This is a genomic window from Escherichia marmotae, assembly GCF_002900365.1.
Classification (GTDB): Bacteria; Pseudomonadota; Gammaproteobacteria; order Enterobacterales; family Enterobacteriaceae; genus Escherichia; species Escherichia marmotae.
This window is the reverse complement of record NZ_CP025979.1, coordinates 351,447-376,545: the sequence shown is the minus strand read 5'-3', so window position 1 is coordinate 376,545 and position 25,099 is coordinate 351,447. Positions and strand designations below refer to the sequence as shown.

The 25,099-nt window shown below is 45.5% G+C and carries 21 protein-coding genes; all 21 read right to left on the bottom strand.

Features of this window, described 5'->3' with window-relative positions; all coding sequences use genetic code 11:
- Positions 1 to 18 precede the first annotated feature (18 nt).
- Positions 19 to 996 (bottom strand): LPS O-antigen chain length determinant protein WzzB, encoded by a 978-nt coding sequence (wzzB, locus tag C1192_RS01760; RefSeq protein ID WP_001346883.1) that lies wholly within the window; start codon positions 994 to 996, stop codon positions 19 to 21.
- A 146-nt stretch (positions 997 to 1,142) separates the two neighbouring features.
- On the bottom strand, positions 1,143 to 2,309 hold the full coding sequence (gene ugd, locus C1192_RS01755) for a UDP-glucose 6-dehydrogenase (protein WP_038355114.1): 1,167 nt from the start codon (positions 2,307 to 2,309) through the stop codon (positions 1,143 to 1,145).
- Positions 2,310 to 2,557: 248 nt separating this feature from the next.
- Positions 2,558 to 3,964, bottom strand: coding sequence for an NADP-dependent phosphogluconate dehydrogenase (gnd, locus tag C1192_RS01750; protein WP_000043458.1), 1,407 nt, complete (start codon positions 3,962 to 3,964; stop codon positions 2,558 to 2,560).
- A 137-nt stretch (positions 3,965 to 4,101) separates the two neighbouring features.
- Entirely contained in the window at positions 4,102 to 4,848 is a 747-nt protein-coding gene (locus C1192_RS01745) for a glycosyltransferase family 2 protein (RefSeq protein ID WP_032216218.1), read from the bottom strand.
- 2 nt (positions 4,849 to 4,850) lie between these two features.
- Positions 4,851 to 5,882 carry a UDP-glucose 4-epimerase GalE gene (gene galE, locus C1192_RS01740; RefSeq protein WP_032216219.1) on the bottom strand — a complete coding sequence of 344 codons (1,032 nt, stop codon included), beginning with the start codon at positions 5,880 to 5,882 and terminating at the stop codon, positions 4,851 to 4,853.
- Between the two features lies 1 nt (position 5,883).
- Positions 5,884 to 6,570: a glycosyltransferase family 32 protein gene (locus tag C1192_RS01735; protein WP_032216221.1), complete on the bottom strand. Its 687-nt coding sequence runs from the start codon at positions 6,568 to 6,570 to the stop codon at positions 5,884 to 5,886.
- Entirely contained in the window at positions 6,567 to 7,433 is an 867-nt protein-coding gene (locus tag C1192_RS01730) for a glycosyltransferase family 2 protein (protein WP_052463038.1), read from the bottom strand. Before C1192_RS01730 ends, C1192_RS01735 begins: the two co-directional genes overlap by 4 nt.
- On the bottom strand, positions 7,418 to 8,725 hold the full coding sequence (gene wzx, locus C1192_RS01725; RefSeq protein ID WP_032216222.1) for an O38 family O-antigen flippase: 1,308 nt from the start codon (positions 8,723 to 8,725) through the stop codon (positions 7,418 to 7,420). Before wzx ends, C1192_RS01730 begins: the two co-directional genes overlap by 16 nt.
- A 3-nt stretch (positions 8,726 to 8,728) precedes the next feature.
- On the bottom strand, positions 8,729 to 9,955 hold the full coding sequence (gene wzy / locus C1192_RS01720) for an O38 family O-antigen polymerase (protein WP_038355115.1): 1,227 nt from the start codon (positions 9,953 to 9,955) through the stop codon (positions 8,729 to 8,731).
- Positions 9,942 to 10,757, bottom strand: a complete 816-nt coding sequence (locus C1192_RS01715; protein ID WP_032216225.1) for a hypothetical protein — start codon at positions 10,755 to 10,757, stop codon at positions 9,942 to 9,944. Before C1192_RS01715 ends, wzy begins: the two co-directional genes overlap by 14 nt.
- 331 nt (positions 10,758 to 11,088) lie before the next feature.
- Entirely contained in the window at positions 11,089 to 11,982 is an 894-nt protein-coding gene (gene galF, locus C1192_RS01705) for a UTP--glucose-1-phosphate uridylyltransferase GalF (protein ID WP_000183034.1), read from the bottom strand.
- Positions 11,983 to 12,224: 242 nt separating this feature from the next.
- The gene (locus C1192_RS01700) at positions 12,225 to 13,220 is read right to left on the bottom strand and encodes an N-acetyl-alpha-D-glucosaminyl-diphospho-ditrans,octacis-undecaprenol 4-epimerase (protein WP_000999466.1); all 996 of its coding nucleotides are present in this window, start codon (positions 13,218 to 13,220) and stop codon (positions 12,225 to 12,227) included.
- 157 nt (positions 13,221 to 13,377) lie between these two features.
- Positions 13,378 to 14,772 carry a colanic acid biosynthesis protein WcaM gene (gene wcaM, locus C1192_RS01695; protein ID WP_038355116.1) on the bottom strand — a complete coding sequence of 465 codons (1,395 nt, stop codon included), beginning with the start codon at positions 14,770 to 14,772 and terminating at the stop codon, positions 13,378 to 13,380.
- 10 nt (positions 14,773 to 14,782) lie between these two features.
- Positions 14,783 to 16,003, bottom strand: a complete 1,221-nt coding sequence (gene wcaL / locus C1192_RS01690; protein ID WP_038355117.1) for a colanic acid biosynthesis glycosyltransferase WcaL — start codon at positions 16,001 to 16,003, stop codon at positions 14,783 to 14,785.
- Complete coding sequence (wcaK, locus tag C1192_RS01685; RefSeq protein WP_038355118.1) at positions 16,000 to 17,280, bottom strand: colanic acid biosynthesis pyruvyl transferase WcaK; 1,281 nt, start codon at positions 17,278 to 17,280, stop codon at positions 16,000 to 16,002. Before wcaK ends, wcaL begins: the two co-directional genes overlap by 4 nt.
- A gap of 275 nt (positions 17,281 to 17,555) precedes the next feature.
- The gene (gene wzxC, locus C1192_RS01680; RefSeq protein ID WP_038355119.1) at positions 17,556 to 19,034 is read right to left on the bottom strand and encodes a colanic acid undecaprenyl disphosphate flippase WzxC; all 1,479 of its coding nucleotides are present in this window, start codon (positions 19,032 to 19,034) and stop codon (positions 17,556 to 17,558) included.
- A 1-nt stretch (position 19,035) separates the two neighbouring features.
- Positions 19,036 to 20,430: an undecaprenyl-phosphate glucose phosphotransferase gene (gene wcaJ / locus C1192_RS01675; protein WP_000183109.1), complete on the bottom strand. Its 1,395-nt coding sequence runs from the start codon at positions 20,428 to 20,430 to the stop codon at positions 19,036 to 19,038.
- Between the two features lie 54 nt (positions 20,431 to 20,484).
- Positions 20,485 to 21,855: a colanic acid biosynthesis phosphomannomutase CpsG gene (gene cpsG / locus C1192_RS01670; protein ID WP_038355120.1), complete on the bottom strand. Its 1,371-nt coding sequence runs from the start codon at positions 21,853 to 21,855 to the stop codon at positions 20,485 to 20,487.
- Positions 21,856 to 21,959: 104 nt separating this feature from the next.
- The gene (gene cpsB / locus C1192_RS01665; protein ID WP_000079271.1) at positions 21,960 to 23,396 is read right to left on the bottom strand and encodes a mannose-1-phosphate guanyltransferase; all 1,437 of its coding nucleotides are present in this window, start codon (positions 23,394 to 23,396) and stop codon (positions 21,960 to 21,962) included.
- Between the two features lie 2 nt (positions 23,397 to 23,398).
- Complete coding sequence (wcaI, locus tag C1192_RS01660; RefSeq protein WP_038355121.1) at positions 23,399 to 24,622, bottom strand: colanic acid biosynthesis fucosyltransferase WcaI; 1,224 nt, start codon at positions 24,620 to 24,622, stop codon at positions 23,399 to 23,401.
- Positions 24,619 to 25,098, bottom strand: coding sequence for a GDP-mannose mannosyl hydrolase (gmm, locus tag C1192_RS01655; RefSeq protein WP_000479836.1), 480 nt, complete (start codon positions 25,096 to 25,098; stop codon positions 24,619 to 24,621). The genes wcaI and gmm overlap by 4 nt, the downstream gene beginning before the upstream one ends.
- Between the last annotated feature and the right edge of the window lies 1 nt (position 25,099).

Genomic DNA, 25,099 nt, shown 5'->3' with positions numbered 1-25,099 from the left:
TCTTTAAAACCGAAAAGATTACTTCGCGTTGTAATTACGCAGAGCGTTACGCCCCAACACAATCCCCGCGCCAACCATGCCGCCCAGCAGCACCGCCAGAATCAAGGTAATTGCCTTTTTCGGGCTATCGCGACGAATAGGTAACGTCGGTTTCATTACATAGCGGTAAGCATGAATATCAAGTTTATCAACGTCAAGATTGTCGATATCCAGCAGGTTTTGACGAGTCTGATAGTAGTTTGATGAGAACACCAACGGACGGGTCGCCTCATGCTTAATCATCGACTCCAGCGCTTCGCTCCCCAAAAGGAACATAGTATCTTGGGTTACATCCTGTGTCTGCTGAATCTGTGGCTTTGTCACCTGCGCCTGATTCGCATACTGCAACGCTTCCTGAATCTGACGGATACGCAGATCTTTCTGCTCTTGAGCGACTACTTCCTGCGTCTTCAGAGAATCCTGCAAGTTTTTCATTTGCAGCGCGATGTTGTCTTTCAGGTCTTGTTCCAGTTCTTCATTTACCTGGTCGTCAACTTGCTGGATATACTTCGCCAGCTGCTTCTGCGCACCTTCAGGTGTTTCACCCACATAAGAAACCGCTAAAGGTAATGACTGATTTTTAACGGTAGGCTCAATGGTCAGTTTTTCAGGTTCTTCCTGATTATCCAGCGTTTCTGCTAATGCAGAAAATGTCGTGCTGAAACGACCAATTAACATCGACTGGATCTCAGACACTTTCGGCGCTGCCGAACCATAAATCACATTTATGGCATTGTTATAACCAGCGATTTGCCCCACATCAGGTTGAGTAACGATAGCTGTGGAAGTCCACTTTTCTTTGGCAACGGCCAGATACCCTATAGCCAGGGCAATAGCAACAATGACAGAGATGATAATTGTCATCTTGCCGCGCCACAACTGCACCAGTAAATCAATCAAATCAATCTGTTCCGGGTCATGGTTTTGCCCAGAAACATTATTATTTTCTACTCTCATCATTACCCTAACGGACGAAATAATTTTAAGTCGCCATAGTTTAGCGATAATCGCCATGAATGCTATAGGATAAATGATAAAAATAATGAATTATTACAAAGGGAACATAAGAGAATCAGGGCGAAAATCGCCCTGATAACAGGATGTTAGTCACTGCCAAAGAGATCGCGGGTGTAGACTTTGTCTGCCACATCCTTAAGCTCTTCTGCCATACGGTTGGAAATAATGACGTCGGCTTGTTGTTTGAAGGTGGCGAGATCTCGTTCCAGGCGAGAGTTGAAGAATGAGTCTTCTTTCATCACTGGCTCGTATATGATCACTTCAACGCCTTTCGCCTTGATACGTTTCATAATCCCCTGAATGGAAGACGCACGGAAGTTATCTGACCCGCTCTTCATAATCAGACGATAAATACCCACCACTTGCGGTTTGCGTGACAAAATGGCATCGGCAATAAAGTCTTTACGTGTGCGGTTAGCATCGACAATTGCCGAAATCAGGTTATTCGGCACAGACTGGTAGTTCGCCAGTAACTGCTTGGTATCTTTCGGCAGACAATAACCACCATAACCAAACGACGGATTGTTGTAATGGTTGCCAATTCGCGGATCGAGACAAACGCCTTCGATAATCTGGCGAGTATTCAGACCTAAACTTTCTGCATAGCTATCCAGTTCATTAAAGTATGCTACGCGCATCGCCAGATAGGTATTAGCGAAAAGTTTAATCGCTTCTGCTTCGGTTGAATCGGTAAACAGGGTCGGGATATTTTGCTTAATCGCGCCTTCCTGTAATAACGCAGCAAAACGTTCTGCGCGTTCTGAACGCTCACCAATGACAATACGTGACGGATGGAGATTATCGTAAAGAGCTTTACCTTCACGGAGAAATTCCGGAGAGAAAATAAGGTTATCGATACCCAGACGTTCTTTAATTGATTTGGTGAAACCTACCGGAATTGTAGATTTAATCACCATGACAGCATTAGGATTAATTTCTGTCACATCGCGAATGACCGCTTCCACGCTTGAGGTATTAAAATAATTTGTTTTCGGATCATAATCGGTAGGCGTGGCAATAATAACGTAATCGGCATTTTTATACGCGTCATACTTATCTGTCGTAGCACGGAAATTGAGATCTTTAGTCGCCAGATACTCTTCAATATCCTTATCAACAATCGGTGACTGCTTCTTGTTAAGCATGTCCACTTTGGCCTGAACGATATCCAGTGCAACCACTTCGTGATTTTGCGCAATCAGAATACCATTTGAAAGACCAACATAACCTGTTCCTGAAATTGTTATTTTCATTAGCTCTGACTTCTTCCGGTTAAACATTTAGAGTGGTCATTAATCCACCACCACAACTTCATCTACTGCGGGATTTTTAACGCTGATGTAGATGAACTGTCAAGGCAGCGATCCTGCTGTGCGGCGCTGTATTATATCGCGTTTTTAACTATAAATTATAAAAAAAGGCCATAACCTGCCGCTTTGTATAATAAAAAAGCCCGGAGGGTTTCTCCGGGCCTTGCATTGATTAATTGATTTAAATCAGATTAATCCAGCCATTCGGTATGGAACACACCTTCTTTATCAATGCGCTTATAAGTATGCGCACCGAAATAGTCACGCTGTGCCTGGATCAGGTTCGCAGGCAGAACAGCGGCGCGGTAGCTGTCATAATAGGCAACCGCAGCGGCGAAGGTCGGAACCGGGATACCGTTCTGTACCGCATAAGCGACGACATCGCGCAGCGCCTGCTGGTAGTCATCGGCAATTTGCTTGAAGTACGGAGCCAGCAGCAGGTTAGCGATCTGCGGATTTTCGGCATAGGCATCGGTGATTTTCTGCAGGAACTGCGCACGGATGATGCAGCCAGCACGGAAAATCTTCGCGATTTCGCCGTAGTTCAGATCCCAGTTGTACTCTTCAGACGCAGCACGCAGCTGAGAGAAGCCTTGGGCGTAAGAAACGATTTTGCCCAGATACAGAGCACGACGAACTTTTTCGATGAACTCAGCCTTGTCGCCAGCTGGCTGCGCTTGCGGGCCAGAGAGAACTTTAGACGCGGCAACACGCTGATCTTTCAGAGAAGAGATATAACGTGCAAACACAGACTCGGTAATCAGCGACAGCGGTTCGCCGAGATCCAGCGCGCTCTGGCTGGTCCATTTACCGGTACCTTTGTTTGCTGCTTCATCCAGAATCACATCAACCAGGTAGTTACCGTCTTCATCTTTTTTGGTGAAGATGTCTTTGGTGATGTCGATCAGGTAGCTGCTCAGTTCACCGTTATTCCACTCGGTAAAGGTCTGCGCCAGTTCTTCGTTGGAGAGGTTCAGACCACCTTTAAGCAGAGAATAGGCTTCAGCAATCAGTTGCATATCACCGTATTCGATACCGTTGTGAACCATCTTCACATAGTGACCTGCGCCATCGGCACCAATATAGGTAACGCACGGTTCGCCGTCTTCAGCCACTGCGGCGATTTTGGTCAGGATCGGTGCAACCAGTTCATAGGCTTCTTTCTGCCCACCAGGCATAATGGAAGGACCTTTCAGCGCACCTTCTTCACCGCCGGAAACACCGGTACCAATGAAGTTAAAGCCTTCTGCAGAAAGCTCACGATTACGACGAATGGTGTCCTGGAAGAAGGTATTACCACCATCAATGATGATGTCACCTTTATCGAGGTATGGCTTGAGGGAATCAATAGCAGCATCCGTGCCTGCACCTGCTTTCACCATTAACAGGATGCGACGAGGCGTTTCCAGAGATTCAACAAACTCTTTCACCGTATAGTAAGGAACCAGTTTTTTGCCTGGATTTTCGGCAATCACTTCTTCGGTCTTTTCACGGGAACGGTTGAAAATAGAGACGGTATAACCACGGCTTTCGATGTTGAGCGCGAGGTTGCGCCCCATCACTGCCATACCGACTACGCCGATCTGTTGCTTTGACATTGTTTACTCCTGTCAGGGGGTTACCGCGGGATTTGACGGTTAAAAAGGATAACAGATATAAAATAAGACATGCAATAAATGAATGATAGACTCAATTATTATCAATGTTTTAAAATTAAACAAATAGAGTTAAACTCTTAAGCGTGTTTTCTTAATGCACGCTGGATATAATGCAGAAAATAATACATTGCCTTTACATATCCAAAACCAAGATAATAACGGTAAAACTCCCATTGCGATTTTATTATTTTTATCTTATTCGATGATAAACTTAAATGACCTTCGCGATAAAATGCTAGGTTTTTATTTAGGCAGTGGGCATAATCTATTTTTTGCAGGATTATTAGCCATAATGCCATATCTTGACGCTTTCGTATGAGTGGCATATATACTTTACCCACAACTTCCGTGTCATAAATTGCAGTAAGGCATCCGATAACATTGGATTTCAGTAAAGAAGAAAAATCGACTTTTGATGGGGGTTGAATATCTTTTTTAATATTACCATATGCATCAATTTTACTATATGCAGTATAAGTAAGGGCGTAGCCATTCATAATCATATAATTAATCTGCTCTTTTAGTTTATCGGGTGCCCATAGATCATCACTATCTAAAAAAGCCAAAAATCGTCCACTAGACTCTTTTATTGAGTTGTTTCTTGCTGCGCCTGCGCCTTTATTTTTATCTGAAACAAAAAGTTTTATCCTGTCATCTTGCTCAACAAATTCTTTAACTATCTGACAAGTTCTATCTGTTGAGCAGTCATCAGTAATTAACAACTCCCAATTAGAATATGTTTGTTCTATTACCGATTTTATACTTTCCTTAATTGTGAATTCAGAATTATAACTGGGCATAATAATTGACACAAGATAATCCATTATTATTTCCTCCCTTTATTTTGATCGTAGCCTTTCGGGTTTTTTATTTGCCAATTCCAAGAATCTCGTAGCATATCCTCTAAATTGAATTTGGCTGACCAACCGAGTTCATTGAAGGCTAACATTGGATCAGACCAACATTCTGCTATATCTCCATCTCGCCTTGATATAACACACTTATTTATTTTTCTAGCTATAATTCTCTCGAAAGTATCAACCAACTCTAATACTGAATATCCTTTACCTGTACCTAAATTATATATCCTGATAGAATTTTCTTTAAACTCTGCATTCAAAGCAGCAATATGTCCATCGGCAAGATCCATAACATGAATAAAATCCCGAACTCCATATCCATCCCTGGTAGGATAATCATTCCCAAATATTTTCAATGAATCTAATTCGCCTATAGCAACCTTAGTGAGATATGGTACAAGATTATTAGGAATCCCATTCGGAGCCTCACCTATCATTCCACTGGGATGTGCTCCTACCGGATTAAAGTATCGTAATGAAATAATATCAAAACCATAATTTGCTTTTGCAAAATCACAAAGGATTTGTTCTGCCATTAATTTCGAAGTGCCATAAGGATTTGTTGTACCACCTACTTTACATTTTTCATTTAATGGAATTTGTTCAGGCTCACCATAAACCGTTGCAGAAGAACTAAAAATAATTTTCTTGGCTTTGCTATTTATCATAGCACTAAGGACACTAATTGTTCCCTGAACATTATTCTTATAATATTCAAGAGGCCTACTGATTGACTCAGAAACAGATTTCAACCCAGCAAAATGAATGACCGCATCAATATCTTTATTAATAATTACTTCGTGTAATAATTCTGTGTTAAGTATATCCATTTCGATAAAGCAAATGCTTTTTTGCGTGATATTCTCTACACGCTTAATTACCTCAGATGAAGAATTAACCAAATTATCCACAACAGTAATTTCATTTTCATTTTCTAATAAGCGAAGTACCGTATGCGAACCAATATAACCAGCACCACCTGTTACTAGGATATTCATATTACTCCTTACGATATCGCATGATAATTTTTCTTTTAATTCTCTCTAAAAAAGAAAGCTTCCAACTTTTAGCCCAATGATGTATAGCATAACAATCTTTTGTTATATATCTATAAAGTAATTGTGATCGTTTGGCACTACCATAAGGGTTATATGGATAAAAATACTTATCAGAGTATATTGTGATATCTTTAATAGTAGAAATATCTTGTGAATCTATTTTTTTTACACCATGTAAGTCCAAAATATTCTTTAAAAGAAAAGGAATTGTTTGCATACCATTTGCTTTTATGACAGCTGCTTTTAGCTCTTGGAAAAGCCAAAATTTGGGTTCACAACCCAAAATACCACAACTAGGCGTATCAATATCTTCTTCGCCGATAAATGCAATATTTTTTCGCAATGCAGAAATATCCCGAACTAATTCCATATCAGTATCGAGATATATACCACCAAAACGATATAATACATCACATCGGATCAAATCTGCAGCAAATGCAAACTTTTTCCTTTGGATCATTTCTTCAACAAAATCATTCTGACCAAATTCCTTTCTATAAGAATCCTCATTCCATAAATAGCAATCGTAATTTACAGCATGTTCTTTCCACGACTCCATACAATCTAAATATATTTTAGGGATTTCACTTTTACCAAGCCAAATATAATGAATTATTGCCGGTATCATAACGATTTTCCTTTAACTTTATTCTTGATTTTTACAAGAAAAAGACATGTAATAAATAAAACGAAAACAGTAAATTTTGTCTTTTTCTTTACAACTATTAGATTACTAATATTAAAAATGGGAATAAAATGAAAAACGGTTTGTTTAATGACATTAATACCAAGACCTTTTAGATTCAAGTTATTGATAACAAAAGCCATAGTGCCATTGATATTTTTCCGCAAAAGATCAGTATAATTAGAAGTTAAACCTCCTGGTAAATATTCACTATAATAGATGATCTCATTGAAATATTTAAAGTAGCCATTTTCTAAAATTGAATTCCAAACCAATGCCTCAGTTATAAAATTTTCACCATCAAAAACAGGAAATTGATTTTTAAGTAAAGAATCACGTTTTATGATTAATGCTTTATCTCCCTTTGTACCTGCAAACTTTTCCAGAGAAATATTTTCAATTGTTTCCGCTTTACCTACAATCTCTTTTGTAGTTTTATACCCCTTCAGGAAAACCATCCCTTTACATTTATCATCAACAATTGCCTGGATTTTTTCATTGGCTAGAGCAATAGCGTTGGGCGTTAATATATCATCACTATCAACAATAAATATCCAGTTAAACGATGACATTTCTATCCCTATATTTAAGGCTGTGTGTTTTCCACCGTTCTTCTTATATCTATATATGATTTTAAATGGGGATGTCGACGCTATTTTGTCAATAACCTCTTTTAAATTATCAGTAGAACCATCATCAATTATCACCCATTCAAAATCATAAGATTGTTGTGACATTAAGGATTCATATAATTCATAGACTAACAAAGCTCGATTGAATACAGGAGTAATTACTGAAATTGACATCTAACCCTTCCAAAATCATTAATCAAACGCCATGGGAAAATAATATACTTCAAACTCTGTAATTGCATTTTAAACATATTTTTAGTTTTTGGTATAAATATAAAAATCAAAAAGTTAGCAATAAAATAAGAAAGCAATGATACAGAAGCAGCGCCAACCGCTCCATATTTTGGTATAACAATGATATTCAAAGTTATATTCAAAATTGCAGCAATAATGGTTTTTATCACTTCTAAATTAATATAATTCTTACTAAATAACCATTTAGATGAAAATGATCCTAAAAAAACAAAAACACCACTCCACATATGAACCATTAATACTTGCGCCGATAAATCCATATTATCGCCATATAGTATTTTTATAATTATAGGTGACAGAGCAATCATAATAATTGCACCATATATAGAGATTACACTTACAACTCCGCATATCCATTTCAAAAAGATAAATGATTCTTCCTCTCCTATTTTTTCAAGCTGAACAATTTTTGGAAAAAAAGCGTTCGCTATCAAACCTCCACACATAAACCAGATGGCTGATAACCTAAGAGCTGCACTAAATGCCCCAGCCTCTTTTGTACCTGTAAGAGACTCTAATAAGATAACATCACACTGTGTAAATAGTGATACACTAATAGTTGATACAATGAGTTTACTCCCCATAAAAAAATACATTTTGACTAATTCTAAATCAATCGTCCATTTTGCTGAATAAGGGAAATAGAATTTGTATATAGTAAAACTAAAAAGAGCTTGAATTAAATAAAAGAAAACATAAGCATAAAAGACATGCCAACCAAAATATATACAACACCAAAGATAACCATATGAAACGGCCACACTACTTAGAATTGTGATAGCACGATATTTTGATTCAACCAATGCCGAATAATGAAAAAATATTACTTTAGCATACAAGCTAAAAAAATTAGCAACGATTAATATCGCCACGAATATAAAAGCGAACGGTATATCATAGTAAAAATAAATAACAATGGTAATAAAAGCAGATGCATATAATAACAGTCCTAAAAACTGTAAGAATAATGCACATCCAATCTCAGTGCCCGTTGATGATGGATTTTCAACAATTCTTTTAACTACGACTATATCAATGCCAAATAAAAATAACGATAGTAATATTTGTGAGATATTCATTATCGTTGCCCAACTACCCAAGATATCTAACCCATAGATTCTTTTGATAGAAGCAAAAAGTGACAACTGAAATACCAGCATGAACACTCGGTCACTCAACAACCAAAATAGGTTACTTAAGTATTTTTTCACGTGCTAGTTACCTTCATTGATATAGTTAACACCTTTATCAATTGCCTCCAATATGTAATCAATCATACCATACACACCCTCAGTAAATGGATGATTATTTAGGAAAGTAAACATGTTATTCCCTAAAGACACATTATACATTAAATACAAAAAAGGCACTAAATTTACTACATATAAACAAATAAGTAGGGCATATTTACTCCTACCTTTTCTCTCAAAAGCTTTTAGATAAGGTAAAATAAAGTAGGGATAAAAACCAAAAATAATCATACCCAATCTATTCGAAAGTGCTGGGAAAGGTAATAATATTAAGAATAGAAAACACTCCTTACAAAATAAAATCTTATTAAAATCATCACATTTACTTCTCTTCCCTATCATTATAATAAAGCATATATTTACGACTGTAATGATAATATAATTTAACGGCAAACGTGTGAATTTATCGTTCCCAGAAACTGAAGTGAATTTCGATAATAGCACAGAATAAATTGGCGTATTATAAACCACAAAAAACACAACTAAAAGTCCAATAAGAATAGAAAAAACAATTTTTGCATATGAGTATTTTTTTGAACCAAAGATCATATAAACTGCATATATAAAAACATTAACAACTGCAGACATGTGAAAAAAAACACTCAACAAAAAAAAGATATATTTTTTAAATGAACGCTCATTTATAGCATACAGAAAAACAACCACAGATAAAACCTGTCGAAGAAAATATGATGTAACTTCTATAAATCCTAAGTTAAAAAAGAAAAGCGATAATAAAAAAAGTTTATATTTTTTATCAACATCTTTAAGAATCTTGGATAAAAAAAAGACGATCAGAAAATAAGTAGAAAGTAAAAATACTTCATCATTGCCACCTGAAATATACCCAATAAATTTCATGATGGCTAAAAACATAAATTCCAGCCCATCACCAAATCTTGAATAGCCAAAAACATCAATTAAATTATAATTTAACTCATGGTAAACATGAAGATACTCTGCAATATCTCCAAATGGTTTTAGTGTGGAAAAAAAAATAATAATAAAAACCAATAGTGCATAAAAATAAAAATTACGCAATACAGGGTGTAACAATGGCGAGAGGGCACCAATAAATATCAATACAACAAGAGGGAAAAAGAATGTTGCCAATAATAACAAAGGAATAAAATATACAATACAGTTATTATTTGACAATGAATTTTCATTGCTGTTTTTATAAATATTCATATCGGGAATATCCTTTTAGCAGAATAAATAATGCAGCTATTTTTTTAATTCTGCCGCATTTTTTTTTAAAAAGAAATTTTTTCACCCAGAATATGAAGATATATAGTAACCCTAAATATCTACCACCACAGCGTACAAAAATAGCACTTCTATCTGATAGGGCATCTGTTTCATTATAAATTTTTTTACCAGAACTTTCTATTGGATGCACAGTAATTGTGACAGGTATAAAAATAATATTATTTTTTGTTTTCATAAGATCCGTAACAAAAATCGGTTCTTCACCCGCTTTATATCTAGCCCCCAATCCGAAACACTCATCAAACCAAACATTACATTCCTGTATTTGATTCACATTAAGGCACATTTCTATTGAAGAAATGTTAAATGCTGACAATCTATTTAGCCTTTTCCTCATTAGCGGATATTTTTTCCTTAGTCTTCCGTCTTGCGTACAACTTTGAATTTGATAATGATACTTGCCTCTATCTTCGATTATTCTATCTTTTAGTTCATAAAGTCCATTAACAAGGTAAGCGACATCATCATCACTTATAATCATATAATCAACGCTTTTTTGAAATGCAGTAGCCAATAAAATATTTCTGCTTTTACTTAACCCTTTACAGTATGTCGTTATTATTATCACATTGTTTTTCTTACAAATATCCCCATATTGTTTTTGCTTATCAGTCACTTGATGTGAAATTATTATTAAAAATTCATCTGGTATATTTTTTATTTTTTCCCAAACCTGATTTATTCCATTATTTAATGTTGATATACCTATAGCTATTTTCATCTCGGTTATCTATTTTAGACCTATGAATATAAATAACGCTACCGCCCCTGGCTTTACAGCTACCAGAGCACTGCATGCATGTCTACGATGTGACGAGCGTTACCCACTCGCGCTTAACTCGAAAAATTCAAACGCTAATTGTCTTACCAATCCGCTCTGGAAACAAGGAAAATCCTGGAAAACTTTGACTAAAATCCTATTGCTAACTCGTTGTTATTCTGATTGTTTATATAAAACAACGGCAGGAATACTCGCAACAAATTACTTTCGCCACGAATCCTCACTGCCGTTATAATTTTCTTATCAACCGTTACATCCGGTCAGATTTTCATTATTCGCTTAACAGCTTCTCAATCCCTTTACGGAACTTCGCCCCTTCTTTCAGGTTGCGCAGTCCATACTTCACAAACGCCTGCATATAGCCCATTTTTTTACCGCAGTCGTAGCTTTCACCAGTCATCAGCATTGCATCAACGGACTGTTTTTTCGCCAGTTCAGCAATGGCATCAGTCAGCTGAATACGCCCCCATGCACCAGGTTGAGTGCGTTCAAGTTCCGGCCAAATATCGGCAGAAAGCACATAGCGACCAACGGCCATGATGTCTGAGTCCAGCGTTTGTGGCTGATCCGGTTTTTCGATGAATTCAACAATGCGGCTGACTTTGCCTTCACGGTCCAGCGGTTCTTTGGTCTGAATGACGGAGTATTCAGAGAGGTCACCCGGCATACGTTTTGCCAGCACCTGGCTACGGCCCGTTTCATTGAAGCGCGCAATCATGGCAGCAAGGTTGTAGCGCAGCGGGTCGGCGCTGGCGTCGTCGATCACTACGTCTGGCAGTACCACGACAAATGGGTTGTCGCCAATGGCGGGTCGTGCACATAAAATGGAGTGGCCTAAACCTAAAGGTTCGCCCTGACGCACGTTCATAATGGTCACGCCAGGCGGACAGATGGACTGTACTTCCGCCAACAGTTGGCGCTTCACGCGCAGTTCAAGGAGAGATTCTAATTCATAAGAGGTGTCGAAGTGGTTTTCGACCGCGTTCTTGGACGCGTGAGTTACCAGGAGGATTTCTTTGATCCCTGCAGCCACAATCTCGTCAACAATGTACTGAATCATTGGCTTGTCGACGATCGGTAGCATCTCTTTGGGAATCGCCTTAGTGGCAGGCAACATATGCATCCCAAGACCTGCTACCGGTATAACTGCTTTTAAATTCGTCATTCTTTTCCTACCTCTAAGTGGCTGATAGTGCGTAAATTATTGCCGCAGGTTAGCCAAACGTTATGGCTATATACCAAAGCTTAGCTCCGCATAACTTTGATTAAACCTTACGATAACACTACACACCATCAGCATCTGGGTTACTCGGATTACTCGGAAATCCACATACTGATAATTTAATCAGTACCTCTTTCCGAATAATCGTAGTCCAACCTGGTCCTTTTTTCTCTGACTCGTCTGCATTACTCAGAAACAAACGTTATGTCGTCTTTTTTGGCATGGACGAATTCATACTGCAGAGTTCGATCCAGACCTTGCGACAGCGTATACGGTGCCACAAAACCTGAAGAATGCACTTTCGTTGCGTCAAACTGTGTTGTTGCGCAGAATTTTTTCACGCGCACAGAGCTGACAGCGTATTTTTTGCCCGTAATTTTGCTCAAGATATCAAAGCAATATCCACCCAGCATTCCTAGTGGGTAAGGCAAGTGCATAGAAGGGATCTTTTTGTTCAGGCTTTGTTCAACTTCAGCAACCAACTGGTTCATGTTCAGGTCTGGCTTATCAACGTAGTTATAAACCTCATAACCTGCGGCAACATTCTTCAGTTTGTACTTGATAAACTCAACAATGTTTCCAACATAAGCCATGGACTTATAGTTAGTCCCTGCGCCCACCATCATAAACTTGCCGCCAGCGATCTGTTTCAGCAAGTTATAAACGTTACCGCGGTTGCGTTCACCGAAGATAACGGTAGGACGGATGATGGTTAATGAACGTTCTGTTGGTGCTTTGTTATACCATTCACGCAGCACTTCCTCTGCCTGCCACTTACTTTTGCCGTAGTGGTTGAAAGGGTCGTGTGGATGGTTTTCGTCAGGGTTGTGTTTGTTCAAACCATAAACAGCAACGGAACTGGTAAAGATGATATTTTTAACGCCATTTTTTTCCATGGCCGCCAGCACATTGCGGGTACCCTGAACATTGACATCATAATAGAGAGAAGTAGGGCTGACGTCATCGCGGTGTTCCGCTGCCAGTAGCACAACAGTGTCAAAACCGGCTAACGCCTGGTCGAGTGCCTGTTGATCACGAACATCGCCAATCTGTGTGATTTCTGGATAAAAGTGGCTCTGCTGTTTGTCCAGGTTCTTGATATTAAAGTCAGCAATTGCCGTTTCAAGTAGTCGGGTTCCTACGAATCCGGAAGCTCCTATGAGCAAAACGTTATCGTTCATAAATCACTTTAGTCTGGTTGTTACGTAAGAAACACAAGATAAAGATGAGTACCTTCCCTGAGTAGTCAATGCTGCCCAGCCCCAGCTTTAACAGTTAGTGTGAGGATTATAATCTTTTAGAACATTATATCCAGTAAGTTTATGAATGGTCGCAAATCTATTCCCTCCGTTCCGGCAATCTAAAGTTAATCTTTTCCACATTAACAATATGGTGATTAACTCTGTCGATATCGACGGAGCTTTGCCCTTTTTCATTCACCGCATGAACATTTGCAAGTGACAGCAGTGTTTCTTTTTTCGCCATAAAGACGCCGCGAACGTCTTTGCGCATGTCGAAGTTCATACTCAATGCTGGTCCAACTGAGGATTCCTGCATCACATTGATATTACGCATAAAAAGGTGTTGCGGTTTATTGTGTAGCTCAAGCGACGCACGCTTCATCTCAATGTTAGTCAGCGCCACAAAGGAGACAGCATTCCCGGCAGAGATTTGGATACCGCGCAATTTGTAAGCAAGGTGGGTATTATCCAGTTGAATATTATTCACTCGGAAATTTTGCGGTATCGAGAGATATTTGCCTTTAATTACCCCATAGCCGATTAACATCCCGGCGCTATTAATCATTTCAATATTATCAATCACAAAATTGTCACAACCGTAAATAGCAACTGTCGCGTTATCAATGCCTGCTTTCTTACTGAAATCCGGCGTGATATTGCGGGCTTTGATATTACGAATAACAAAATGTTTACCATTTTCAACATGGATCAACTGCCGACAATCCGATCCCGTGATATTCGCCACGACAAAGTTTTTCACTGCCTGGTCTTCCGGGTACTTATTATCGTAGGTACTTCCCGCAAGGCCTATGCCGATTCCCCAGTTGATTTTGCCGTTGGTACAGTTGATGCGCTCGATGACATGGTCGGAGATCAAAATATCACTGTCGTTAATTGCCACGTTCCATTCAATGGCGTCGCCCTGTAAGTCGCTGAACTTACAGTTGGTGATGTTGGCACCGATAATCTGGTTATGAAATCCCTGGCGTAAGATGGCGTAATTAGCGTGGCTGACAGTGAGGTTATCGATGGTCAGGTTGCGCATGACCCGTTTGTTTTTGCCGCCGATATAAATCTGCGTTACCGGACCAAAGCCGCTCATCGCCAGCCCTTTGATGGTGCAGTCAGAACCACGCACATCCAGGGTGATGTTATGCATACTGCCGCCCTCCTCCCCTGTCACCTGGCAGCCGTCCTGTAAGACAAATCGCCCTCTGCCGTTGCCGCGCAGGCTTCCAAGGATGTGTAACGTTTTACCTGCAGGAATGAAGATGCCGGTGTTGATATTGTCACAAACGAATCCAGCAGGCACGACGACCGTTTGCCCTTCGCTGAAGGCTTGTTTAAATGAGGCGATCCAGTCGTGAGGGTTGTAGTCGTTAATGTTTACGCTTTGTCGGGCGGATAGTGCGCGAGCGAAAGGGGTATGGAGGAAGGCAAGCGCGGAGCTTGCCGTCAGGAAGGTGCGTCGGGAGAGTTTTTTAAATGGCATACGTTCTCCTCTATAAAGCCTGCAGCAAGCTGGCGAGTTCTCGATTAATCACCTGCTGGTTAAAATCGTGTTCGACTTTTTCGCGCGCACGTTTGACGACAGGAGCCAGTTCGTCGGTGTCCAGTTGGCTAAACGCCGCCAGTCGTTGCGCCAGTGCGCGAGCATCGTTCTCAGGCACCAGCCAGCCGGATTTATCGGCCTCCACCAGTTCCGGTATTCCGCTATGCAGAGTAGAAACCACCGGAATACCGACCGCCATCGCTTCCATTAGCGCCACCGGAATACCTTCCATATCGCCATCCGCACCCGTAACCGATGGCAACAGGAAGACATCCGCGTCGTCGAGCATCGCTTTCACTTCATGGCTCGGTTTAAAGCCCGGCATGTCCACCACATCTTCCAGTTGATATTGTTCGATGAGGGTGCGCAGGCGTCGTTCCCACGGGCCAATGCCGAGAATGCGATAGCGAAATGCCACGCCCTGCTCTTTCAACTGACGGCAGGCTTCAATCGCCACATGCAGACCTTTTTTCTCGGTTAAGCGTGCGACGGAGATGATTTCCAGCGGCGTTGCAGGCGCTTTCACCGGACGCGGGCTAAAGCGCGTCATGTCCACGCCCATGCGCGATACGGCGATTTTTTCCCTCGGGCAGCCCATTTTTTGCAGCCTTCCGGCCCACAAATCGCTTATCGGTAACATCAGGTCGCCACGGCGAAACAGTTGTTGATATTCGGGAGTGTAGTGGTTGAGCACTTCCCGACTGGAGATATCAATACCGTGGAAGATGGTGGCAATTTTGCCGCGAATGACACCCAGTTCGCGTAGTTTTGCTGCGGTTACCCCCGCAGGGCCAAAATGAGCGATAAAGACATCGGCATGAAGCGGTGTTACGACCTGGCCGCAAATGGCAGACAAAATCAGGTTCCGCGACTCGGCACCATAGCGTTTGAGGTTGAGCGCCTGCCAGGTATTTTTACGATGAATGCCACGTAACGTCTGGCTGGCGCGGTGGCGCAGTTTCGCTACTTTGCCCGCAGGTTCGTCCTGTAACCAGCGGGTTCTGGCGGCAAGGTTGTATTTCGTCCATGCCGCGTGGGTGTTCTGGGTGTCGCCTTTTTGCAGCGCGACAATCTCCACCTCAAAGCCCATATCAATAAACGCGGTAATTTGATTGAGGACGAAGGTTTCCGACGACAGCGGAAATTTCAGTAAAAAGAAGCCGACCTTCATTTCACCTCCCCGATGCGTTCAAGCACAGATTGCACCATCTGCATTCCTGCCTGGCGTTCGCGACTGACGGCTTCGTTAAGTCGCGTGTTCAGCGCCGGAAGCTGGCCTAAGGTATCCGCAACCATCGCTTGCAGGGTGCCGTCTAATAAATGACGGATATCAATTGCCATCTCTGGTAGCCCCAGTTGTTGCATAATCCCGGCGGATTTATGTTCGTAGTTGATGGCAATTGCCGGAGTGGAAAAATTCATCGAGATAATGGCAGAGTGCAGGCGCGTACCGACGGTGAGTTCACAGGCCTCCAGAATTTTGCCCATTTCCAGATCGTTGAGTTCATCCATCACTACGTGGTAACGGGCAGGATCGCTGATGTGCTGGCGCAGATTAAGCGCCACCATGCGGTCGTCTTTGTTATAGCTGTCGATGCCCGTACAGGTGGAGAGCGCAATGACCTGATAGCCTTCGTCGAGAATGCGATTGACCACCCCGGCAAAGGCTTTTTCATACGCTTGCTGAGTGGTGCCGAGACGTTTGTCGAACGGTGCCAGTTCGCGCAGGGTAATTGCCACCGTTTTCTGTTGTGCGGCAACGTCCAGCCAGTGTTGGACGGCATAGTTGGCGGTGAAGTCTTCTGTGTGGTGATCGACCAGCCACGCAGTATCGACGCCATGTTCAACTTTTGCGGTAGTGATATTGCTGCGTTTCATCAGATCAAGGCTGACCGATTCGCGCAGGATCAGCGCGTCACAGTGACCAAAGACATAGTTCGCCAGTTGGTTAAATTGCTCATCCTGGAAGGGGCCGACGCTGTGACCAATCATAAACAGCGGCTTTTTCGCCATAAACGTGCAAAGCGCATGTTCAAACTGCGGCACGCCGTAGAGATCGACAAAAAACGATCCGCCGACCTGAATAATGGCGTCGTAACCTGACAGCAGGCGCACGAAGTCGGTGAATCCCTGGGCGATGGCGATATTACGCAGCTTGCCAGTGTCTGTGACGCGTGAAAGCAGTACCTGGTGTTGATAGCGGCGACGGAGGACTTTTTTAACGCGCCCGACAACGCCCGCCGCGCTGTTGTGGTGTTTCATTTGCAGGAACAGCGGATCGCCCATTACCGGGCGGTTGAGCAGCCAGGAAGAACTGACCGGATAGCGGCTCATCACGTCCACTTCGGCGTGTGGATTGAGGATGTTGATGGCATCAAGTAAGCCGCGCAGGATGGCGCTGTCGCCACGATTGCCGCAAGTGTGGTTGCCCAGAATAAGTAATTTCATTTTTTCCTCATAAATTTGATGCCAGGTGAGGCTGTGTTTGTTGTGTTCATTGCCGTTTTTTGCCTGATGCGACGCTGACGCGTCTTATCAGGCCTACAAGTCCCGAGCACAGAACCGTAGGCCGGATAAGGCGTTTACGCCGCATCCGGCATTCAGTGCCTGATGCGACACTGACGCGTCTTATCAGGCCTACAAGATCCGAGCACAGAACCGTAGGATGGATAAGGCGTTTTACGCTGCACCCGGCAACCGTTGTCGGAACCGAAAACAACAACTCACCCCGCCCGTAAAAGCATTTTCATTTTTTCGCTGCGACAAAACTGACGCTTCACTTCCACCACCAGCGGATGGCGCGACAGCACAATCATCACCACAAACGCCAGCACGCCCGCGGCTATTTGCACCGCCAGCAGCATCCCCAGCGCCAGTTGCCCTTTCAGCACAATGCCCAGCGCATAACTGACCCCCAGCGTCGGCAGCGAGAGATAAAACGGTAGCCATAAACTCAGGATGTACTGGCGATAACTGGAACCAAGAACCGGTTTAATCATCACGAAGTAACTCAGAATGGTGTTGATAATCTGCACCAGCAGGAAACCGAGCGTGACGCCGATTGCGCCCGCCATCTGCCCACCAATAACAATCGCCGGAATAAACAGAAATGTTTTGAATACGTTGAATTTAAAGCTGATATCGACCCGCGCTTTCGCCATCAGCAGCGAACCAATCGGGTTACCCACCGAACGCAGCAGACCCACCACACACAGCAATTGCAGCACCGGAATAATGCTGTTCCACTTCTCACCAAAGACCAGCGGTACAAAATTATTCGACACCACCATCAGCCCCAGCAGCGCCGGAAAGTTGATAATCCCCACTACCGACAACAGCTTGTAGAAGTTAACGCGCAGCTTTTCGGTATCGTCCTGAATTTTGGCGAATGCCGGAAACAACACGCGGGTGATGATTGGGTTCAGCTTCATCGGTGGCACAACGGCCACGTTGTACGCCAGGTTGTATCCCCCAGCCACGCCCGCGCCGAGAATACGCGCCAGCACCAGCGTCGAAAGGTTGGTATTGAGATAGTTGATGATGCTGTCCGCCGTCAGCCAGGCACCAAAGCGTAAGTTCGGTGCCACCGACGCCAGCGAGAAATGCAGACCGGGGCGATAAATTTTGCGGCCAAAGTAGCCAAACAGCAGCGTTCTTACCGCACTATTGACCAGATAACCGAGGATCGCAGTCATCGCCAGCGGCCAGAAATGGGCGCTAACCACCGTAAAAGTGAAGCCCACCAGCACCGCGCTGGTTTCGATCATGCCGATTTTGTTGAACTCCAGCTCCTTCTGCATCAACGCGCGGAACTGCTGCCCGTGGGGGATCACCACAAACGCCAGCGACAATGTTTTAATCAACGGTGCCAGGTCCGGGTTATTCAGCACGTCACCAATGGCATCACTCAACAAAAACACCGCCACGCACACCACAAGCCCCAGCCCGACGTTCAGCCAGTACAGCGTGGTGAGTTCAAGGTGGCTGATTTCTTTTCGCTGAATAATCGAGTTAGCAATACCGAAGTCAGAAAGCGTATCTGCCAGCGCGATAATCACCAGCGACACGGTAAGCAGGCCGAACTGGTGGTTGTCGATAATCCGCGCCAGCACGGTCATCTGCACCAGCCCGAGGCCGATGATGATCACCGTGGCAATCGCCGACCACTTCGCGCCGCTGATGGTTTTTTCACGTAAGCTCATATCAATATGCCGCTTTGTTAACGAATCCTTTGAATACCGTCAGGAAAACGATTTTGATATCGAACCAGACGCTCCATTCCCGGATGTACTCAAGGTCGAACTCGACGCGTTTTTCCATTTTCTCCAGTGTGTCGGTTTCGCCGCGCCAGCCGTTAATCTGCGCCCAGCCGGTAATGCCCGGTTTCACCTTATGGCGCAGCATGTAGCCTTCAATGAGCTGTCGATACTGTTCGTTATGCGCTACTGCGTGCGGACGTGGACCGACAATCGACATCCCCCCGGTCAGCACATTGATAAACTGCGGCAGTTCATCCAGCGAGGTGCGGCGCAGAAAGTTCCCCACTTTGGTGACGCGCGGATCGTTCTGCGTCGCCTGGGTCACCACTTTGTCGTTCTCCATCACTTTCATCGAACGGAACTTCCACACTTTGATCGGTTTGCCATCCATGCCATAGCGAGTCTGGCGGAAAATAACCGGCCCTGGTGAACTGAGTTTCACCGCCAGCGCAATACAGCACAGCACCGGGGAGATCAGCAGCAGAATAAGCGTCGCCAGCACAATGTCTTCCGCACGTTTTATCAGGCGGTTAACCCCGGAAAGCGGCGTATCGTAAAGCGGCACCACCGGAACGCCGTTCATCTCTTCGAGACGTGAATGGAGAATGTTGAAGGTAAAGACATCGGGGATCAGCAGCACCGAACAGGTGGTGTCCGCCAATTGATGGACCAGTTTTTTCACTCGCGCGCCGTCGCACATTTGCATCGCGATATAGACGTTATGAATCTTTCCCGCTTTTGCATCCTCGACCAGCTGTTGCAAGTTACCCGCCCAGTCGTTAGAAACGCCGCCCGGTTTCGGGTCGTGGTATATACCCACCACTTCAAACCCTAACCACGGCTGATTACGGAAGCTCTCCATCAGCATTTGTCCGGCGGCTAAATCCCCCGCCACCGCGACCATGCGCTTGTTATAGCCATGATTACGCAGCCAGCCCGCCCCAATGCGAATACACGAACGGCAAACCACCAGTCCGATACTGGTCAGCCCATACCACGCCAGCCAGATTTTCAGTTGCGTGTCGAAATCATTGTTGAACGCCACCAGTCCGGCGCTGAAAATCACGCTTAAGGTCCAGTTTTGTAGCAACAGGGCAAATTCTGTCGCTGCCCGAACACCGCGCCATGAGCGATAAAAATCGGTGATGCCACCCAGCATCTGGAACACCACCAGCGTAATCAGCGCCACCAACAGGTGCATGTAGAGGAATGACAGTCCGCTCACTTCGCAAACCAGCCATAGTCCGGCAAACATGATGGTGATATCTGAAAAGCGTTGCACCATAGAGATTAACGATGCATTGGTTTTCGCTCGCTCGCGCTTTTTTAGATTTGTCATCGTTGTTCCTGTTATTAGCCCCTTACCCGCAATGGGGTAAGGGAAGATCCGACATTACTCGTTCAGCAACGTCAGCAGAGTTCGCGTTCGCGCTTCCATCAGCGGCACATCACCGCGTGATTCCACATTCAACCGCACCACCGGTTCGGTGTTGGAGGAGCGCAGATTAAAGCGCCAGTCGGCAAAGGTCATGCTGATGCCATCGGTGCGATCCACCGCCAGCGCCTCACGGCTAAAATGCTGTTCGACGCGGTTAATCGCTTCAATGGGGTGCGCCAGTTTGCTGTTGATCTCACCGCTTGCCGGAAACGCCGCCATCCGGTCGCGTACCAGTTCGCCCAGCGTTTTCTCTTTCAGGCACACCAGTTCGGCGACCAGCAGCCACGGGATCATGCCGCTGTCGCAGTAAGCGAAATCACGGAAGTAATGGTGGGCGCTCATTTCGCCACCGTAGATGGCGTCTTCCTTGCGCATACGTTCTTTAATAAAGGCGTGTCCGGTTTTCGACATCACCGGAGTGCCGCCCGCGGCGGTCACCACATCAACGGTGTTCCAGGAGAGACGTGGATCGTGGATGATCTTCGCGCCGGGATTTTTTTCGAGGAACGCTTCTGCCAGCAGGCCGACAATGTAGTAGCCCTCAATAAACTGCCCTTTTTCGTCAAACAGGAAGCAGCGATCAAAATCACCGTCAAAGGCTATGCCCATATCCGCGCCGTGTTTGATGACCGCATTGCGGGTGTCGTCGCGACATTCCGGCAGCAGCGGGTTAGGAATACCGTTGGGGAAATTGCCGTCCGGCGTGTTGTGCACTTTGATGAATTCCACTGGTGCGCCGAGGGCTTTAAAGCGGGCTTCGATGGCGTCCACCACCGGACCCGCTGCGCCATTCCCGGAGTTAATCACCAGCTTGAGCGGCGTGAGGTTTTTGACATTGATATAACCGAACAGGTGATCAACGTAAGCGTCACGCAGGTTGATTTGCTGATAGCGACCGCGTTTGGTTTCATCGACGGGAGGAAAGTCGTTGGCTTCAGCCAGACGCTGGACGTCGCGCAGTCCGGTATCACCGCTGATCGGGCGAGCCCCTTCGCGCACCAGCTTCATGCCGTTGTAATCCATCGGGTTATGGCTGGCGGTAACTTCGATGCCGCCAGCCACGCCGAGATGGAACGTGGCGAAATAGATCTCTTCGGTGCCGGACATGCCAATATCCAGCACATCGACGCCCGCATCCTGCAAACCTTTTGCCAGCGCCAGTTTTAAGGTTTCGCTGGTGAGGCGGACATCACCGCCTAACACAATGGTTTTCGGTTTGAGAAATTCGCCATAGGCGCGACCAATGCGCCAGGCGATATCTTCATTCAGTTCTTCGCCTAGTTTTCCGCGAATATCATAGGCTTTAAAGCAGGTTAATTTTTTCATATCGTTACCCTTTTTCAGGCAATAGTTGGCCCTGACCGAAGCGGCCAATTTTGTTTTTGTCGTTATTTACACCGCGGTTTCGCATTCATTGCCTGATGCGACGTTTACACCCGTCCGTAGCGATCCGCGAAGCGCACCACATCATCCTCTTCGAGATAAGAGCCGGAGCGCACTTCAATTAAATCGAGCGGAATTTTCCCCGGGTTTTCCAGGCAGTGCGTCGCCCCCAGCGGAATATAAATGGACTCGTTTTCACCAAGCAGTTTGATATCACCGTCAATGGTGACTTTTGCCGTTCCCGCGACCACCACCCAGTGTTCCGCGCGGTGATGGTGCATCTGTACCGACAAGCCTTCGCCCGGTTTCACGGTGATGCGTTTCACCTGGTAGCGGTCACCTGCGTCGATAGAGTCATATTTGCCCCACGGGCGATACACTTCGCGATGCACCCTATGCTCATGGCGACCATCGGCTTTGATCTGCTCGACCACTTTTTTCACATCCTGCACCGCGTTACGGTCTGCAATCAGCACCGCATCTTTGGTCTGCACTACCACCAAATCTTTCACCCCGACGGTGGTGACCAGGCCAGATTCGGCGTACACATAGCTGTTTTCAGTTTTGTGATTAATCACATCGCCGTGGCAAACGTTGCCCTCGGCGGTGTGGGCGCTGATCTCCCATAATGAAGACCAGGAACCGACATCGCTCCAGCCCGCATCCATCGGCACCACAACGGCATCTGCCGTACGTTCCATGACCGCGTAATCCACCGACTCTTCCGGGCAGGCCAGAAACGCTTCTTCATCCACGCGAATAAAATCAAGATCCGGATCGACGGCGCTCATCGCTTTTTCGCAGGCATCGAGGATATCCGGGCGATATTTTTTCAGTTCTTCGAGATAGCGTCCGGCACGGAACAGGAACATACCGCTGTTCCAGTAATATTCGCCGCTTGCCACATAGGCCTGAGCGGTTTCCAGATTCGGTTTTTCGACAAACTGCGCCACTTCAAAGGCCACCGCATCCTGCTCACCCGCAGACACTTCACCGCGACGAATATAGCCATAACCGGTTTCAGGTAGATCCGGCACAATGCCGAAGGTCACCAGCTTGCCCGCTTCGGCATATGGCATGGCATTACGCACGGCGGCGCGGAACGCGTCTTCATCGGCAATCACATGATCCGCCGCCAAGACCAGCATTAACGGGTCGCTCTCCGGGCTATGACGTTTTGCCGCCAGCGCCGCCAGCGCAATGGCAGGTGCAGTGTTACGCCCTGCCGGTTCGAGAATAATGTTCTCGGTGAGTTTGTTCAGTTGACGCAGCTGTTCCGCGACAATAAAGCGGTGCTGCTCATTGCAAATCACCACCGGGCTTTCGCACTCCACGCCGTTCAGGCGGCAGATGGTGGTTTGCAGCATGGTGAGATCGCCTTTCAGGCATAAAAACTGCTTGGGGTAAAGTACTCGGGAAAGCGGCCATAAGCGGCTACCGGAGCCACCTGCCATCACAACTGGATAGAGTTTCGACTGCGCCATAATTATCCCCGAATATCATTTATAAATTGACGTAACACGTTCTCTTTATCGAGCGTGCGTTCGGCATATTCACGTGCCACCGTGTTGTGTTTGGGCAGCAGGAGCGCCTGACGAATCCCCGCCACCAGCGCCTCGACCGATTCCGGTTCTACGCAAACCGCAATGCCCGGAAAGGTTTCGCAAAGCTGTCCCAGTTCTGTGTGGGCTTCTGCAGTAATCACCGCGTTACCGCCTACCGCCAGAATATTGGTCAGTTTCGACGGCAATACGGCATCTGCCGCGCCGCGTTTTTGCACCACCAGATGGCAATCGCCCATCTTCAGCAGTGCGGGTAAAGCGTCATACGATTGCAGCGGAAAAAATTGCATGTTGCGCAGACCACGCTGTTGCGCCATTTTTTCCAGCCGCGCTTTGCCGCCGCCCTGCCCGACAATGGCAAAAATCAGCGGTTCATCGCGCAGGCGATCGGCAGCTTCAATAACGTTTTCCAGCCCCTGCTTTTCACCAATATTGCCGGAGTAAAGAATGATTTTTTTGTTATCCGGCAGGCCAAGCTGGTTACGGAGGGCATCAACATCGGCCTCTGCGACATGCTGAAAACGGGCAATTTCCGACCAGTTGGGGAAGAAGATGACGCTTTCCGCCGCCACGCCTTTTTCGATGGCTTTATTCATCATCGAACGCGAAATCGTGGAGACGTTATCGACGTTATGTAGTCCGCTACGCTCAAACGCCGTTGCCAGCTGTGCCACTTTGCCGCCTTTGCCTTTTCCGGCAAGGCCCAGCCCCAGCATGGCATCTACTTCGTAATCCTGAATATGCAGCACGGTACGCGCACCAGAGAGTTTCGCCAGCAGGCGCATTCCCGGCGTGCAAAACAGCGTTGGCACTACGCCGATAATGCGATCCGGCTTCCAGCGACGTTGCGCCATCAGAGGAAAGAAACTGCTGGCGGCAAAACTGCCGAGATGTAACAGGCGTTTCAGGGTGCTCGGCTGTTTTGGCACGTACAGCGGGCAGCGCCACACCGTGGCGGCCCCCTCTTCTCGTTTGTACCGCCAGGCGGAATAGTTCTCGCCCACCTGCCACTGCGGGTAGTAAGGCGGTGCGGTAATAACCCGCACCTCATGACCTTGTGCCGCCAGCCATTCCACCATCTCGCCGGTGTATTTGCCGATGCCGGTTAACTCCGGCGAGTAGTTAATGCCGTAGACCAGTATTTTCATAATCCGGGTACTCCGGCACGCTTCTCAGCGAGAAAATAGGCGCGGCTGTTAGCGTGAACATTGTCACTGGCGAGCAGTGCATCCGGCGTCAACCAGCGGTAATCGTCATGCTGCTCATCCGGCAGTAACAGTTCTTCTTCCGCTACTCTGAAGCGAAAACCGAGCACCACATAGTGAGTGGTGAAATCCGTGCCAGAGAAGTTATCGTCATAAAAGTGCTGCCAGACACCGTAAAACTGGCCTGCTGTTATCGGCAGACGCAGCCCCAGTTCCGCCATCGTCAGCCGCTCAAATGCGGCTTCCAGCGTTTCGTCTTTCTGCACGCGCCCTCCCGGCACAAACCAGTAACCCTGCGCCGGGCGGTTGGTTCTTTTGCCAAGCAGAAACTCGCCGCGACTGTTCTCGACAATAAAGTCGAGAGAGACAAGCGGAGTGGAGCGCACTACCGTGGCAAAGTCTTCCTGACGTAAAAACATC